The sequence below is a fragment of the Bowdeniella massiliensis genome (assembly GCF_023634005.1).
Taxonomy (GTDB): domain Bacteria; phylum Actinomycetota; class Actinomycetes; order Actinomycetales; family Actinomycetaceae; genus Bowdeniella; species Bowdeniella massiliensis.
Genome location: NZ_JALIQR010000011.1, coordinates 108,517 through 124,095 on the forward strand (window position 1 = coordinate 108,517; position 15,579 = coordinate 124,095).

19 protein-coding genes are annotated in these 15,579 nt (G+C 63.4%); 10 read left to right on the forward strand and 9 right to left on the reverse strand.

Translation table 11 applies throughout. The annotated features are described in order from the left end of the window. Positions 1-457: 457 nt before the first annotated feature. Genes MUN85_RS13060 through MUN85_RS08995 form a run of 3 tightly spaced genes read right to left on the reverse strand, consistent with a single transcriptional unit; the run spans position 458 to position 1,550 of the window. A complete protein-coding gene (locus MUN85_RS13060) occupies positions 458-532 on the reverse strand; it encodes a 50S ribosomal protein bL37 (RefSeq protein WP_014300525.1) in 75 nt (24 codons plus the stop codon). Between the two features lie 50 nt (positions 533-582). Beyond that, positions 583-834, reverse strand: a complete 252-nt coding sequence (rsrA, locus tag MUN85_RS13065; RefSeq protein ID WP_431603557.1) for a mycothiol system anti-sigma-R factor — start codon at positions 832-834, stop codon at positions 583-585. Positions 835-836: 2 nt separating this feature from the next. Further along, positions 837-1,550 (reverse strand): sigma-70 family RNA polymerase sigma factor, encoded by a 714-nt coding sequence (locus MUN85_RS08995; RefSeq protein WP_250506396.1) that lies wholly within the window; start codon positions 1,548-1,550, stop codon positions 837-839. 84 nt (positions 1,551-1,634) lie between these two features. On the opposite strand from MUN85_RS08995, the gene MUN85_RS09000 reads away from it, so the two are divergent. Continuing rightward, entirely contained in the window at positions 1,635-2,135 is a 501-nt protein-coding gene (locus tag MUN85_RS09000) for a DoxX family protein (protein WP_250506397.1), read from the forward strand. A 7-nt stretch (positions 2,136-2,142) separates the two neighbouring features. Further along, positions 2,143-3,165, forward strand: coding sequence for a ribosome small subunit-dependent GTPase A (rsgA, locus tag MUN85_RS09005; protein WP_250506398.1), 1,023 nt, complete (start codon positions 2,143-2,145; stop codon positions 3,163-3,165). A gap of 3 nt (positions 3,166-3,168) precedes the next feature. Here rsgA and MUN85_RS09010 read toward each other — a convergent pair whose 3' ends face one another. Continuing rightward, complete coding sequence (locus MUN85_RS09010) at positions 3,169-3,606, reverse strand: hypothetical protein (RefSeq protein WP_250506399.1); 438 nt, start codon at positions 3,604-3,606, stop codon at positions 3,169-3,171. Beyond that, positions 3,596-4,810 carry a S1 family peptidase gene (locus tag MUN85_RS09015; protein WP_250506400.1) on the reverse strand — a complete coding sequence of 405 codons (1,215 nt, stop codon included), beginning with the start codon at positions 4,808-4,810 and terminating at the stop codon, positions 3,596-3,598. The genes MUN85_RS09010 and MUN85_RS09015 overlap by 11 nt, the downstream gene beginning before the upstream one ends. Positions 4,811-4,962: 152 nt before the next feature. On the opposite strand from MUN85_RS09015, the gene MUN85_RS09020 reads away from it, so the two are divergent. The 6 genes from MUN85_RS09020 (at position 4,963) to MUN85_RS09045 (ending at position 11,780) form a co-directional block, all read left to right on the forward strand. Further along, positions 4,963-5,211 carry a hypothetical protein gene (locus MUN85_RS09020; protein WP_250506401.1) on the forward strand — a complete coding sequence of 83 codons (249 nt, stop codon included), beginning with the start codon at positions 4,963-4,965 and terminating at the stop codon, positions 5,209-5,211. 70 nt (positions 5,212-5,281) lie between these two features. Further along, positions 5,282-5,617: a hypothetical protein gene (locus MUN85_RS09025; RefSeq protein ID WP_250506402.1), complete on the forward strand. Its 336-nt coding sequence runs from the start codon at positions 5,282-5,284 to the stop codon at positions 5,615-5,617. Further along, on the forward strand, positions 5,602-6,138 hold the full coding sequence (locus MUN85_RS09030) for a hypothetical protein (RefSeq protein WP_250506403.1): 537 nt from the start codon (positions 5,602-5,604) through the stop codon (positions 6,136-6,138). The genes MUN85_RS09025 and MUN85_RS09030 overlap by 16 nt, the downstream gene beginning before the upstream one ends. 549 nt (positions 6,139-6,687) lie before the next feature. Further along, positions 6,688-7,494 carry a histidinol-phosphatase gene (hisN, locus tag MUN85_RS09035; RefSeq protein ID WP_250506404.1) on the forward strand — a complete coding sequence of 269 codons (807 nt, stop codon included), beginning with the start codon at positions 6,688-6,690 and terminating at the stop codon, positions 7,492-7,494. Positions 7,495-7,524: 30 nt separating this feature from the next. Continuing rightward, entirely contained in the window at positions 7,525-8,685 is a 1,161-nt protein-coding gene (locus MUN85_RS09040) for a metallophosphoesterase family protein (RefSeq protein WP_250506405.1), read from the forward strand. Next, positions 8,682-11,780 (forward strand): AAA family ATPase, encoded by a 3,099-nt coding sequence (locus tag MUN85_RS09045; RefSeq protein ID WP_250506406.1) that lies wholly within the window; start codon positions 8,682-8,684, stop codon positions 11,778-11,780. The genes MUN85_RS09040 and MUN85_RS09045 overlap by 4 nt, the downstream gene beginning before the upstream one ends. Here MUN85_RS09045 and MUN85_RS09050 read toward each other — a convergent pair. Genes MUN85_RS09050 through MUN85_RS09060 form a run of 3 tightly spaced genes read right to left on the reverse strand, consistent with a single transcriptional unit; the run spans position 11,777 to position 14,162 of the window. Further along, positions 11,777-12,226 carry a DUF6912 family protein gene (locus MUN85_RS09050; RefSeq protein WP_250506407.1) on the reverse strand — a complete coding sequence of 150 codons (450 nt, stop codon included), beginning with the start codon at positions 12,224-12,226 and terminating at the stop codon, positions 11,777-11,779. The two genes, MUN85_RS09045 and MUN85_RS09050, sit on opposite strands and share 4 nt — an antisense overlap. Before the next feature lie 17 nt (positions 12,227-12,243). Then, the gene (locus MUN85_RS09055) at positions 12,244-13,533 is read right to left on the reverse strand and encodes a CpaE/TadZ family protein (RefSeq protein ID WP_250506408.1); all 1,290 of its coding nucleotides are present in this window, start codon (positions 13,531-13,533) and stop codon (positions 12,244-12,246) included. After that, positions 13,530-14,162: a hypothetical protein gene (locus MUN85_RS09060; RefSeq protein WP_250506409.1), complete on the reverse strand. Its 633-nt coding sequence runs from the start codon at positions 14,160-14,162 to the stop codon at positions 13,530-13,532. The genes MUN85_RS09055 and MUN85_RS09060 overlap by 4 nt, the downstream gene beginning before the upstream one ends. Before the next feature lie 99 nt (positions 14,163-14,261). Between MUN85_RS09060 and MUN85_RS09065 the strand changes: the two genes are divergently transcribed. After that, entirely contained in the window at positions 14,262-14,480 is a 219-nt protein-coding gene (locus tag MUN85_RS09065) for a helix-turn-helix domain-containing protein (protein WP_176780640.1), read from the forward strand. On the opposite strand, the gene MUN85_RS09070 is transcribed toward MUN85_RS09065, so the two are convergent. Further along, a complete protein-coding gene (locus MUN85_RS09070; protein WP_250506410.1) occupies positions 14,477-15,010 on the reverse strand; it encodes a hypothetical protein in 534 nt (177 codons plus the stop codon). The genes MUN85_RS09065 and MUN85_RS09070 overlap by 4 nt on opposite strands. A 141-nt stretch (positions 15,011-15,151) precedes the next feature. On the opposite strand from MUN85_RS09070, the gene MUN85_RS09075 reads away from it, so the two are divergent. Next, the coding region (locus tag MUN85_RS09075) for a hypothetical protein (RefSeq protein WP_250506411.1) at positions 15,152-15,579 on the forward strand (428 nt) is incomplete at its 3' end.

Below are 15,579 nucleotides of genomic sequence, written 5' to 3' on the forward strand. Positions count from 1 at the left end.
TTCAAGAATGCATGGCCCGTGCCGTTTTTGACCGAGTTACCGACAGTAACTTGCATGAAGATGCTGGGAGTGCTGTTATACCCTTCGGCGCTGACCCCACCCACTACCAGTGGAGGTCAAGTTGCTCGACCGCTATAGGTCGCTGATTGAGCAGCAATTGGCGCAACGGCTACTCCAAAAACGACCAGCCCAGCAAAGACTGCCTTGACCTTGCGAAACTTCATTGCTCCATCTCCTTTGAATGATGTGCTAGATCACAATACCGATTGCATACACCCGCGTCAAATGATCTGGAGCACACCCCCGTGCTCCTTGGATATTCCGAATAACCTCGCCCTGTCGCTCTACCGACCAACTGATCAACCAGCTAAGGCCCACCCCCGTGCGCCCAGAAGGCGCCCTCGAATCGGCAACAAAAAAGGACCCATGTGGGTCCTTTTCGTTGGCTAGCCCGCACTTAGCTATTGGGGCGCTTGCCGTGGTTCGCCTTGTTCTTACGACGATCCTTGCGCTTGCGGCCACGCTTGCTCATGGTTCCTCCTGGATATTGGCAACTGGCCTATTCTCCCACAACTTCCGCACTCAGCTGTAATACGTGGTGCGTTGCACGGTGATCCTCATAACGCGCGCTCGTAGCTGTTCCGGAGCGCGCTCCGTGCATGCCCGTTTCAGAGCCCGCCGGATGTGTGCCTCGACATCGGCAATTTCGTGGCATTCGGGGCACTCTTCAACGTGACGTTGCAGGCGCGCACACAGGTCATCATCGAGTTCTGCATCGAGGAGCTCGTAAAACCTGCGCCGCACTTCTTCGCAGTGGCAATCATCATCACTCATGCCTAGTCCACCTCAATTCCATATTCCCTGGCGCGATCAGCCAGCGACTCCCGCAGCTGGGCGCGGCCACGATGCAGCCGGGACATGACTGTGCCGACGGGGGTGCCCATGATCTCGGCGATTTCTTTGTACGCAAATCCTTCGACGTCGGCCAGGTAGACCGCGAGACGGCGGTCCTCGGGCAGCGCCATCAGCGCCGCTTGCACGCTCTTGTCGGGAATGCGATCCAGCGCTTCGGCCTCGGCCGAGCGCAGACCCACCGGATCGTGCAACGAGGCTCGGTGGAGCTGCCAGTCCTCAACGCCGTCGGAGTCTGCCTGGATCGGCTGCCGCTGGGCTTTGCGATAGGAGTTGATGTACAGGTTCGTCATGATCCGGTACAGCCAGGCCTTCAGGTTCGTGCCGGGTTTGTACTGGTCGAACTTGTCATAGGCGCGCGCGAAGGTGTCTTGGACGAGATCTTCCGCGTCGGCCGGATTGCGCGTCATCCGCACGGCAGCGCCGTAGAGGCGGTCGAGGTGCGGGATGGCATCGGATTCAAAACGTGCGAGACGTTCTTCCGGGGTTTCGCCGGCATCGACGCGCACGGGCGCGCCATCGGAGTCGACGTCGAAATCTTCGTCGTCGGAATAAGTAGTCATCACCATCAAGCCTAGCCGTAGCCAGGCAACCGCGAGCTCGATCGCGGCGCGTGCAGGCTTGGAGGTGAGGGTCATAGAAGGGTCAACGCCCGATACTAGGGCGAATATTCCACGGGAGTTATCGCGCATCGGCTAAGTGGGCGTGGCAGACTAGAAGGCATGATCATCAAGCTGCTCGCCCGCCCGCTGCTCGCGGCCCCCTTCATCGCTGAAGGCATCGATGCCGTGCGCAATCCGAAGAAACACGCTGAGCGCTTCGCGACGCTCGAAAAGCCCCTGACCCAGCTCGGTCTGCCGCCGGCGCTGTCCTCCGACACGGAAATGCTCGCCCGTGTCCTTGGTGGTGTCTCGGCTGTTGCGGGCCTGTGCCTGGCCACCGGCCGTAAGCCGCGCACCGCGGCACTCACGCTCGCGGCCATCAACCTGCCGCTCGTCGTGACCTCCAATCCGCTGTGGCAGGCGAAGTCCGCTGACCAGCGCAAGGAATTCACCGCAAATCTGCTCAAGGGTGGCGCCCTTGCGGGTGGCCTGCTCTACGCCGCCAATGATCGCGCCGGAAAACCGTCGCTGGGCTGGCGCTGGGACAACTACCTGGAGCACCGCGCCGACCTGAAGGACACCAAGCAGAAGCTGAAGGCGCGCTACCGCGACGACGACTAGGTCGTAAGTGGCACGCCGACGCGATATAGGTACCGATGACCCACGGGTCCGGGTTCGTCCCGGCCGTGGGTCTCGTCCGCGCACCAAGCGCCGGCCCGACTACTCTGATGCGCCCCGCGGTTCCGTCACCTCGGTCGATCGCGGCCGCTACGGTGTCCTCAGTGATGACGGTGTGGCGCTCGTCGCGGTCAAAGCGCGAGAAATCCCCTCGGTCGTCATCGGCGACCGGGTGGCGTTGACCTCTGACCTATCCGGCAAGAAGGACACTCTCGCGCGAATTGTGGAGGTCGATCCGCGCGAAACCGAGTTGGCTCGCAGCGCCGAAGACGGCGAATCAAGCGGGCAGCAGCGCGTCATTGTGGCTAACGCTGATCAGCTCCTTATCGTGACCGCGCTTGCCGATCCGCCGCCGCGCCCTGGCATGATCGACCGCTGCCTCGTCGCGGCATATGACGGCGGACTGAGGCCCATCCTGTGCCTGACGAAGTCCGACCTCACCTCCGATGCTGAGATGCGGCGCCTGTACGAGCCGCTGGATCTCGAGATCGTCACAACCTCTATCGACACGAGCGGCAACGCGACGGGGATGGCCGAATTGCGGGAGCTGCTCGGCGGCAGTCGCACGGTCCTGATCGGCCACTCGGGCGTCGGCAAATCGACGCTCGTCAACGAGCTGGTGCCCGATGCCGCGCGAAAGACGGGCGACGTCAACGTCGTCACCGGCCGCGGCCGTCACACCTCGACCTCGGCTATCGCGTTCGTGAGCGAGGACGGCACGTGGATTATCGACACACCGGGCGTGCGCTCCTTCGGTTTGGCGCATGTCGAGCCTGATGACCTGCTGCGTGGTTTTGACGACCTGTCTCGCATCGCCGCCGAGTGTCCGCGGGGCTGCGAGCACCGCGCCGATTCGCTGGAGTGCGCCCTGACCGATTACGCGCAGACATCGCCCCGGGCTGCGGCTCGTGTCGAGTCCTATCGGCGGCTGCTTGCTGCTCGCGAAGCTGTACTGCCGGATTACGAACGCTAGCGGCTACTTTTCGACGGTGTAGATCATCACGATGCCTGTGACTGCATGCTCAGCTGCGCACTTTTGCAGCTCCGCGCGTCCTGCAACCATGTCAAGGCTCTCGCGCGTCACTCCCCCACCCGTGTATTCGCGATCGAAGGGGTAGACATCCGTGCCATGTCGAAGAGCGAACTGGCCACTTTCGTTCGCCACAAGCTCGTAACTGTCTGGAATCTGAATGAGATACCGGCCGTCTCTCTCCACCCCCACGCAATCTCCGACACGCACCAGCTTCCCTGACCACGCTGAGTCGAGCTGGCTGTCTATGTCCGACGCACCGTACGTCAAGTAATGCAGGTCAGTGCTGGTGTGCCAATGTGTCGCGTCTTTCGCACCGCACCCGGCAATAAGGAGTGTCGAGATTAAAACGAAACAACCAAACTGTTTCATGTTATCGGCCATAAATTGCTTGTAAACCACTCAATGCTAGTGCTCGGTTTGATGGAAAGAAAAAGTTGCGATACCTACCCTGATAGTGTCCCGACCCGCTATGGATCCCATAAGCATTGTTCCCCCAGTACCAAGGGCCGCCGCTATCGCCACCCTTCGAGCCTGTCCACCTATCAGTGGTCGCCAGCTTGCAATATCGTCCAAGATTGTCGTAATCGATGCAGACGGAGACCTTGAATACGGTAGTACAGCCCGTACCATTGCCAGAGACGGAGCCAAACCTACAGACCCTCAGCCCCGACTTAATACGAGGATGCGCCCAAACCGGTCGAAACTCTCCCCACTGATAGCGAAACTTCCCCAGTACGGGGACCTTACTCGAATGCCACTGGCTATCTCCTCGGCTACCAGTGTGCTGGTGGGTTGCGCGAAAAAGCTTGTTACCGCCGTCAACGCTCAACATATCGGGACAATGTCCAGCCGTGAGCAATCCTCGCTGATTACCCGCTCTCGCAGGAAAGCCTGCAGTACATGTGGTAGCAGTACTGTGAAGAGGTGTGAGTTTCTCGCCACCGGCCACTGAGTCAGCTCTCGCCCCCAAATCCGAGTCAACAGCGAACGAAACGCGAGGCGATAGAACAGTCGAATCTGACGCGCTGCGGTCCTTTGGCGCTGCACCGAGGGCCTGGACCACGTTCTCTTTCGTCGCCCGCGATAGATCGCGTGGCGTACTAATCTCAGTCGTGCCCTCGATTGGATCAACAGACACGATCGAACCGGGGGCAGTCGCCATATCACGCACTACAAGATCAGAGACCTCTTGCATCAAGACATCAGCATCAGCTTCTGTCATTGCAGCGTTTTCAATGAGATCGATCTCAGGATAATCCTTCAGTGACATCCTCAAATCTTCAGGCGCCGAACCTATGACGGCTAGATAAGCAGAGTTCGCAGTATCGAACCCCGCTCCTGCATAGATGTGCTCAAAACGATCAATAATAGGATCGAGAATCTGATTGACTGATTCCTGGAAGGAAGTCTCCGCCACCAGATCTTCAACAGGTTCTCCGCTAAATTGAGAAGCTGAAGTTGCATCGTCAACGATAGCTGCATTGCTGCGCTGAAGATCAGCAGCCTTCGCACCTACCGTAGTCAATACGACGCAGGAGACCGTGACCGCTGTTAAGACTAGACGTTTAACTGATTGCACCCCCATGACCTACCCCCTCGTAGACTCTAGGCATAGTTTATACCATCAAAAGTGACTTGCACAACCCTCTTGGCGACACTCACATATAGTCCCCGCGTACGAGAGGGCCATACCTCACATGGTTTCCCCCGCGAACGGTGAGTCGGTCACGATGAGGTGTGGGTGCGAAGAAACTGGTGTTGTCTGCCAGGTATGAGATCACGAACAAGTATGCGAAGGCCTACGCGGCGGCGCCGAAGAAGGGCAAGTCCCAGATCCTGGATCAGGTGGTGGAGGTCACGGGCTGGAACCGGGACCATACGCGACAGCAGTTGGTGGGCCAGTTGAACCAGGTCCCGAGGCGCGCGGTCGCGACGGTCGCGGTAATTGATCGACGCAAGACCAAGGCGGTTTCGGTACTCCTATGACGCGAGACTGGTTGCGCCCAGGGTGTGGTCGTCCTCGGGCGGCAGCTGCGGGCATTACCTTACCCCGTCCATGGAGGATTGGATCGAGGCGATGGAAGCTGAAAGCAAACTGGTATGGTCCCAGGATCGCTACAGCCTGCAAGTCAAAGCAGAATTGTTAGCGATGTCGGCGGCCACGATCGACCAGTATCAGGCCCCAGCGCACGTGAAGGATCTGATCCGGGACAAGTCCGCCACGAAACCTGGTCAACTGCTGCGCAACTCGATCACGGTACGCAAGGCCAGTGACGAAATCGAGGCCGAGCCGGGGTTCTTCGAGGTCGACACCCTCGCGCATTGCGGACCGCTGGTAATCGGCGAGGTCGAGGGCCGCGCGTCTACAGCGATGATGTGCTGCCGACCCTGATCCGGTGCTGGGTGCTGTTGCACGCCCATGCGGGGAAGTTCACGGCCCCCTTCATGCCGGTGCTGGTGCCGCTGCTGCGCACCGAGGTCGAGATCCAGGTCACCGATGAGCAAGCCGAGCTGCTCGGAGGACGCTCGCGCACCAAGCCCGGTTCTCTTGCCCAAGCACCAGATCCCGATGCGCACTTTCGCCGACTGGTACGAGGAGGAGCCAGGGTTCATCAAGATCGACCAGGTCGGCCAGGACGACGGCGTGGCGGCCGAGGAGTACTGTTACACCCTGACCACGACCGATATCGCAACACGTTGGTCGGTCAACCGGTCAATGCCCAACCGAGCCAGGGTCTGGGTGATCGAGGCGATCGACCAGACCGCGGCGATGTCCCCTTCCCAATCCGCGGCATCGATTCGGACAACGGTTCCGAGTTCATCAACCACCTCCTGCTGACCTACTGTGAGCAGTGCGAGATCACGTACACCCGCGGGCGGTCGGGGAAGAAGAACGATGGCTGCTACCTTTAGCAGACGTACTGGGCTCGGGTACGCGAGCTGGTCGGCTACTACCGCTACGACACGCCGGCGAGCTGTAAGTGCTCAACCAGATCTGGGACGCCAATGATGCCTTCGCGAACTACTTCCTCCCCAGTCTCAAGTTCGCCTCCAAGCATCGCGACGGAGCCAAGGTCCGCGAGAAGTAACCCAGGCCACCATCCCGCACCAGCGTGCAGGGCTCACCCCGCGATCCGCAAACGGCCCGTGATCACGATCAACGCCCGCTACAAGCGACTGCATCTGGGCGTGCTGCAACGCAAGATCGTAGACCTCCCCGCATGCCTCCAAGACCTCTCCCAGGCCAAAGGCCGAAACCGCCACAACGAGCCAACTCGAGCCAGCAAGCTCACCGGGTAACCAAAGGAAATACCTGAGGCAACGTCCCCACCACCCCGAAGATCGGTACCTGAGGCAACGACGAACTCATCCGGAGCTCGTGACATGAGGCATCACGAAGACCTGCGCGAACCTCTACGGAAGACGACTGCTGTTACAGGTGCGAACGGTAGCCTAAGGACCATGGCCACCAGCTACGTTGATGATCTCCGCCTCGCCCACTATCTTGCCGCGCAGGTGGACAACTACACGTCCGCGCAGTTCAAGGCGCATGATTTTGCCGTCGAGACCAAGCCGGACTTCACGCTCGTGACCGAGGCGGATCGCACGGCCGAGAAGATCATTCGCGAGCAGCTGCGTCGGGTTCGCCCGGGCGATTCGATCGTGGGCGAGGAGTTTGGCACGACGGGGACGTCGGCCCGCCAGTGGTTCATCGACCCGATCGATGGCACGAATAACTTCGTGCGCGGCGTTCCCGTGTGGGCCACCCTCATCGGGTTAGCGATCGAAGGGGAGATGGTCGTCGGGGTTGTCTCGGCCCCCGAGCTCCAGCGCCGCTGGTGGGCAGCGAAGGGCCACGGCGCGTTCACGGGCCGCTCAATGAGCCAGGCTCGCCAAATCCATGTCTCCGACGTTGGCGCGCTTTCCGATGCTTCGCTGTCCTACTCCTCGCTGCACGGCTGGGCGGAACAGGGCAGGCTTCGCTCGTTTTTGACGCTGAGTGAATCGTGTTGGCGGACCCGCGCATACGGCGATTTCTGGTCCTACATGCTCGTCGCCGAGGGTGCCGTCGATATCGCATGCGAGCCCGAACTCGCCCTGTACGACATGGCGGCACTCGTCCCGATCGTGACCGAGGCCGGCGGCACCTTCACCTCGCTCGACGGCGAGCCAGGCCCCTTCGGAGGCAACGCCGTCGCGACCAACGGGCGCCTACACGAAGAGGTCCGCTCCCTGCTTGCCAACGCCTCCGATCCGCACGCTTCCTAGCGTGTCGGCAGCATCTCCTACCCTTGAGGCATGAGGCTCTTACACACCGCTGACTGGCATCTGGGTCGCACCTTGCACCAGAGTGATCTGAGCGAGGATCACGCTGCCTATCTTGATCACCTCATCGATCTGGTGCGCAGCGAAAGCGTGGACGCGGTGCTCGTCTCGGGCGATGTGTATGACCGCGCGTTCCCGCCGGTCGACTCGGTCAAGCTGCTGCACGCCACGCTGCGTCGGCTGACCGAACTCACGCACGTCATCCTGACGGCCGGGAACCACGATTCTGCGCAGCGGCTCGGTTTCCTTGAGGGCCTGACGAACGAGCGCCTCCACCTGCGCACCTCGCCGCGCTCTGCGCTGCAGCCCGTGACGATCCCGAGCGCATCGGGACCGGCCTGCTTCCTCGCGATCCCCTACCTCGACGTCGATGCCGCACGCCGCGCGTTCGCATTGCCCGATGGCCAGCTGCCCGCCCGTAGCCACGAAGCCGTGATGAGCGCAGTGGTTCGCGAACTCGAGCCGACCGCCGTCGCTGCGCGCAACGCGGGGGCTACCCTCGTCGTGGCGGCGCATGCCTTCATTGCTGGCGGTGAGCCCAGCGAGTCCGAACGGGACATTCAAGTCGGTGGCGTCGACCGCATTCCCGCCGGCGTTTTTGCGCCGCTTCATGCCGACTACGTCGCGCTCGGCCACCTGCACCGCCCACAAGATATTTCGGCCGCCAGCCGCACCCGCTACTCGGGCTCACCCCTCGCATTTTCGTTCTCCGAAGCCAACGACGTGAAGTCGTCCACGCTCGTGGACATCACGCCCAAAGGAGTCTGCCTGGAAGAGATTTCGGCGCCCGTGCGCCATCCCCTTGCCGTCGTGCGTGGCACCCTGGCCGAGCTACTGGGCCGGACGGATATATCTGACAGGACCCGCGTCAAGGCGATCCTCACCGATACGGTCCGGCCGCGCGAGGCGTTCACACAACTCAAAGACCATTTCCCTCACCTGCTCGCGCTCACACACGAACCTACCGAGGTGATCCGCGAATCCATCACGGTCACGGCGCGCCAGCTCGCCGACCCCCTCACCGTCGTCGAGACCTTCGTTTCCCATGTCACGGGCGAGGACATGACCGCACCGCAACGCACAGTCCTCCAAGACACCTATGAAGGCCTCCTGGCAAAGGAGCGCGCGCGATGAGACTGCACCGCCTCGAGTTCGAAGCCATCGGGCCGTTCCCTGATCACCACACCATCGATTTCGATGAGCTAGCCACCTCCGGACTCTTCTTACTCTCGGGTCCGACGGGGTCCGGAAAATCGACGCTCATTGACGCGATCGTCTTCGGTCTGTACGGCGCGTCGGGCAGCGGCGCCGACAATGCCACCAAGGAACGACTCCACAGCCTTGCGGCTCCGAACACAACGCCATGGGTCGAACTGACCTTTTCCAATGACTCCGGGATCTATCGCGTCCGGCGCACTCCTGAGCACACGGCACCTAAACTCCGCGGCACCGGCACGACGACCCGCAATGGGACCTGCCTCCTGCTGCGCCTGAGCGGACCCGACGATATTGGCAACCCCGACGCTGGCGAGGTCATCGCCCACCAGGTTGTAGAAGCCGGCACCAAACTCGGAGAAATCATCGGTCTCACGCGCGAGCAGTTCACCCAAACGATGGTGCTACCCCAGGGCCAATTCTCGCGATTCCTTACCGCAAAGCCCGAAGTCCGCACCGAGATCCTGCGCGATATTCTCGGCGCCAAGCTCTACCAGGATCTCCAAGATGCACTGAAGGAGCGGGCAAGTAAAGCAGAAAAACTCGTCGAGCGCGCCGCCCGCAACGCCGCCGTCGAACTGCTCGCCGTCACGAACACCTTGGAAGAAGTTCCTGAGGCCATCACCCGCTCCCGGTTCACTCCCCCGCAGCCTGTCACCGACGCGGACGCGAGCATCCCCGATTCTGAACTCTTGGGCAATACCGAGCTCGATGCGGTCCTCGACGAACGAATCCAGGTTGTCGTATCGATCGCGGAGGCGGCCCGGTTAGATGCCATCGAAACCCGCAGCATCTACGACGAAACGCTGGCCGAAGCGTCCCGGCTAAGCGACATCGCACGCCGCCAACACGATTGCGAGACTGCCAGGCTGCGCCGGCGCGAGCTTGACGCCGCCGAGGCAGATATTCTCCAGGCAGAGGCGGCCGTCGCAGCCGATATGCGCGCGCGCCCGATCATTGCCGCTAGCACGGAGCTTACGACCGATATCGCCAAGTTCAACGCGAACCTGGATGAGCTGGCCACATCAGACGTGCCCTCTCGTCTACCCTCGTCGGTCGACGAGATCATCGACGTGGACCGTTCCCCTTTCGAAGCCGAACTGTCGAGCGCCAAGAACACGTTCGAACTGATCGCACGCTCCATCGAGCGCGCGCAAGGCGAGCTCGCTGCCCTTCAAGGACACGCTCGGCGCATCGAGGCTCTCGGCGACGAGCTCGCCGAGCTCACCAAGGTCGATGAGACCGATGGCGAACGTCACCTGACCGCGACGAGCGAACTCGAAGCCACCACGGCAGCTATCACCGAACAGGAACGTGACCTCGCGGAACTCACGGCGGCCGCAGCCAATGTGGAAGATCTGCGCGAACACGCGAGCCGCCAGCAGACCATCGTGCAGGCGGCGCACAAAGCCGCGACGCTCCTTAAGAAAATCGCGAGCCTGCGAGAGGCTGTGGCGCAATGTGAGGCCGCCGCCCACCAAGCGAACGAGCGCGCTCGAGCCCGGCAGGACGCACACGTCCGCCACACCGCAGGCGATCTTGCTGCCGAGCTCAGCCCCGGTTCGCCCTGTCCCGTGTGTGGCGCCCTAGAACACCCCAATCCCGCATCGCCCCACGACACTGACGTCACCGCTGCCGATGTGCGCGCCGCTATCGCCGAGGCGCAGCAGTCGGCCGAGGCCCTTGCCGCGCAGCGGGTGCGCCTGAGCGAAGCGAGCGAGCAACACGCCGAAGCACGCAGCGCTGCCGGAGGGAGCGGGCTTGCCGAGGCCGAGAGTGCGTATCGGCAAGCCGCTGAAGCGCTCGCCGCCGCCGAACAGGCCCAGCTCAGCGCAACTGCACGCAAGGATGCCATCTCCGCGCTGCAGCACCGTCGGGTCGAGCTCGAGGCCGAACGCCGCAACCTGGCAGAGCGGCGCGCAGCCAGCGCGGACCGCCTCACGGCTCTTCGCGCGGAGCGTGCACAGGAACAAGAGATGCTGGGCGACAAGCTCGCCGGAGCCGACTCCATTGAGGAACTCGCCGCCGAACTGCAGGCCAAGCGAACGGACAATGATCGCGCGCGCACCATCATCCAGAGCGCCATCCAGATGTTTGCCGGCATCACCCGCGCTGGCAACAACCTGAAGCGCCACCTGCAAGAATCGGACTTTGCTAGCTACGACGCCGCCCAGCGTGCGGCCCTGACGGATGAGCGCCGCACGGAACTGGCCGCGAGTATTTCGGCGCACCGCGAGGCCGCCGTGACGGTGGCAGCCGTCCTTGGTGATCCGGCCAATCATGCGGCTCTCGCGCACGGCCAGGTTGACCTCACCGAAGTGGAGGAATTGCGACGTGCCGCCGATTCCCGCAACGAGCGCACCAGCGCTCTTGCCGCCGTCGCCACCTCGTGGCGCGACGCCGTCCTGACCGCCCACACCACGGCGCGGCGCGCGCGAGCCGAATACGACCGCCAGGCCGCCGGCGTCGTCGATGAGATCGCCCTCGGCCACCTCGCGGACGGCCGCAACGGCCGCTCGCTGACGCTCTCCACGTTCGTTGTGCTGGACATGTTCGACTCGGTTTTGCACGTCACCAATGAGCGCCTGGCCGAGATCTCCGATGGGCGCTATCACCTGCAGCGCAGTAACGAACGCGAATCGGGACGCAACCGAAAACTCGGGCTTTCCCTCACAGTTTTCGACGCGGCGCGCGGCAGGACGCGGTCCCTATCGTCCCTGTCCGGCGGCGAGACCTTCTATACCGCCCTCTCCCTCGCCCTCGGCCTCGCCGATACCGTGCGCGCCACCCACGGCGGCATCGAAATGAACACGCTGTTTATCGACGAAGGCTTCGGCTCGCTCGATAGCGGCACCCTCGATCAGGTGATGAGCGTGCTCCATCAGCTCCACGCGAGCGGCCGCGCCGTCGGTGTGGTCAGCCACGTCGAGGAGATGAAGCAGCAGATTGCGGACCGCATCGAGGTCACGAAACGGGAGGACGCCACCTCCACGCTGCGGGTCTACGCCGGTTAGCCTTCCAGCTGCGCAATGACATCATCGCGTTCGGTGATGTCAAACCACAGCAGGTCGAAATCCTCCAGGCCCTCAAGGGCCGCTTGATCACTTCCGGCCGCCGCGACGCATTCCTCGGCCGCGGCCTCGTCCACGAGCAGCGCGACGGCATCGCCCCAGGTGATTGCCTCGGCAAGCTCGACATCGCAGGCAAGCTCCGGGTTCGTCAGCTCCTGCACCCGAGCATCAACGGCGACGACGATGCGCCGCGCGGGCCGCTCTTGGTACGCAAGTGCCGAATAGTCCCCGGCCGCGAGCGTGGCGATCAGCTCGCGCTCTTCCTCATCGGCCTCCGGCACCTCACGCTGCAATGCGCGGGTATCCGCGCACGCACGGGCACCGGCATTGAAAGCGTTCGGGGCGGGGTTCGTCAGATCGGCGCGGGTGAACGGCAAGAAACAGCGCATAGCTCTATCGTGCCAGGTCAGGTAGCAGCTGAGCGAGAAAACGTTGCGGCGAGCCGCTTCAGCACCGAAGGCCGCGCCGGCGCGGCCGTGCCCATGAGCTCGGCCGCCAGCTCGCCGATAACGAGCGACATCGCGCAGTGCGGCGCGCTCTGTGTGATCGGAGCACCGGCCAACAGGGCCGCATCCAGGGCCTTGCGCTCATCTGAAATGAGCGTCGCTCGCTCAATTGAGGTGAACCGCGAGAGCACTTCGAGGACCGAGCGCGCGGCATCCGAGCCCGCGGCCGCGTTTCGCACCGCGGTCACGACGACGTGCTCACGCTCGGTTACCGGGTGCGACTGCACGTGCGTGATCAGCCGCGCGATCGAGACCGTATCGGCCTGCGCCACCACCAGCACATCATCGGCCGCGGCCAGGATCTCCTCGCGCACCGCGCCCGGTTGCGCGCCAAACTGGTCATAGCCATCGGCCACCGGCCACGGCACCGATTCCACGTCGATGACGATAGCGTCGTAGTGCTCGCGCGCGAGCGCCAGGATCGGCTCGATCGTCGCCGTGCTGATATCACGCCAGCGATCCGCCCGACCGATGCCCGTCACGAGGTCGAAGCCGTGCGAGGCGATGACGGCGCCGGCCAGCACCTCCTCGTCTAACCGGCCCTGGTTGGCGCGGCGCGAGAGAGTCGCGAGCCCGGACACATCATCGAGGATCCCCAGCCGCGGCGTGAGCGAGGGCGCCGCCAGGTCAGCGTCGATGAGCAGCACTCGGCCGTAACGCACGAGGGCGTGGGCGAGCGCCGCTGCCAGACTCGAGCGCCCATGCGAGCCGGGCGGTCCCCACACGGCGATGATCCGCGCCTCGCGTTCGATCTTCGCATCGGCTCGCAGCTGGCGCCGCGTCGGCGAGGGTGGCGGGGGCGGCATCTCCGCCGCATCCGCCGCCGGCTCCGGCTCCTCGCTGCGGTGCGCGAGCTCGGCAATTCGCTCGGCAATCTCGGCGGGCGGCGTATCAAGCGGCAGCGTCGCCGCCGCCCCGAGCGCCGCCGTGCGTTCCACGTCGTCGGGATGTGCGAGCAGCAGTGCGCGCACCCCGTGGCGGGCAAGATCGGCGACGACCTGCGCGCTCACGTCCCCGCCGGAGGCGTCCAGCACGCCAATGCCGCCGATACCGGCCGCGGCCGCCGCGAGCAGCTCGCTGACGTCCCCGCAGCGCCGCACCACCGACACCTCGCCGCGGTGATTGGTCAGCGCCCGCACGAGCAACGGCTCGAGCTTGCCCGTGACGGCAATCAGGACGCCAACGCTCATAGCGTCCCGCCCTGGGGCACGACGGACATGACGCCATTACCAGCAAGCGCCTTCAGCACCGCCGCCACATTATCCTCGCGGACCGAGACTTCGATTGAGCCATGGTTATTGACCCCCAGCCCACCGGCGGTATGGACCTGCTCGATGATCGCGCCCGCCGCAATGATCTCGGGTTCGGAGCCCTCCGATCCGGGAGTCGCCCGCGGAATGAACCAGACATCGACGACGCTGCCCCGGCTCGCTTGCTGCGGCAATTGCGTTCCGAGCGGAATCACGACGGAGCGCGTCTTTTCCTGGCCTTCGTCCGTGCTCGTCGCCGAACGCGCAATAAGCTCTCCCTTGCCGACCGTGCGTGTCACGCTGCCCCGCGGCTCGTCCTCCGCACTGAGATAGTGGCTCGCCACATCGGCGTGGACCTCAGCCCGCTCGACGTTCCCGCGCAGCTCGCTGCCCGGCGTCAGTGTCGACGTCGCAGCCCATACTCCGACACGATGATCGACGGCGTTGACAAGATAGATCCCGAGCGCCACGGCCGCCGCGACGAGGATAATGCCCACGGCGAGACGAGGATCGCGCAGCGAGGGACGCATGGCAACAACGCGAGAGGCGCGTTTTTGACGAGAGGTCATGGACCAGACTATGCCGAAGGTCACGTGCTGGCCGCAAGTGCGTTGCGCTGATTGTGGATAACTTTGTTGCACTTTGGCCCGCTCTGCCATACTTAGATCATGACCGCACGCTTCCTCACCCTCTCGGACCTGGCCGAACAGCTGGCCGTTTCCATGATCCAGGCGCGCGCCCTTGTGCGCTCCGGGGAAATCCCTGCCATCCAGGTGGGCGGTCGCGGCCAGTGGCGTATCGAAGCCAGCGTGCTGGAAGATTACATCCAGCAGAAATACCGCGAAAACGCGGCCCGCGTGGAGCAGCTAAGCCAGGAAAACGCCTAGCTCGCCAGCCCCCACGTATCGAGGGTTTCTATCTGATCTAAGACGACGGCCGCCCGCGAGCCATCGTCAAGTTCCAGGTCAACGACGTCCTTTCCCACACCGAGCACTCGCCCGGTGATCTCGCGCTGCGCGCAACAAATTCTTACCCGCACCCCTTGCGCGCCGCAGCGCCGCAGCATGTGACCCCAACTCCGCCGAATATCGACCTCGCGGTGGGTGTGGGAAGCACGCCCAAGCCCCTTGATCACAGCGATCTTCGCGATCGCTACAAAGACGTGGTGAGCCTGGGCGCGCTCGAGCCTCGCCCACGTTGCCGACACGTCTTGCAATACCCCATCAGCGCTGCGCCCACCCTGCATCACGACGTGCATTTTCGCGCCAAGGGACGAGGTCAGCCGTTCGGTGATTCCCACGGAAGAACGTTCGGCCTCCACTAACTCGGCTTCCAGCTGCGCACTCTCAATCGTCGCGAGCCGATCAGACAGGTCCATGAGCAGCCGAGAAATCGCGGGATCGAGCCCATCACTCATCGCTGCCTCCTTACTCCTGGCTGGCTTTCACCGTAGCCGCTCGACCCCCAAGTTCTCCACAGGGCTTTACAACGAACGGAACCTCGACTAGATATAAGAACACCAAACAACATCAAACAACATGAACCGAGGTTCCGAGAGATGAAACAACGAGTCCTAGCCTCCCTGCTCCTGAGCTCTCTCGGTGCCGCGGGTGCCATCGCCTTCACCCGCCTCGCCACGACGACGATCGGCGAGGTGCTCGTCTCCCCGGTGTGGCAGGCCCGCAGCTATGAATCAGGCGTCGCGGCCATACTCCTTGTCCTGGCCGCCGCACTCAGCGCGTGGTATGCCGCCTCCGGTATCCTTGCGCTCCTCGTCCTGGCCGGCCGCGCTCGAGCCAGCGCCGTCACCGGTTATCTCGCGCCGCTGACCTCGCGCCTGGTTCGCGGCGCCTCCGTCGCATCGCTCGGCGTCGCTCTCGGAGCGGGCCTGCCGCTTTCGGCCGCGATGGCCGCCCCCGCCACCGGCGATTCGCCCGCACCGGCCGCCTCGGTGGCGCATTCCGAGGTGCTCCCGCCGCTGGATCC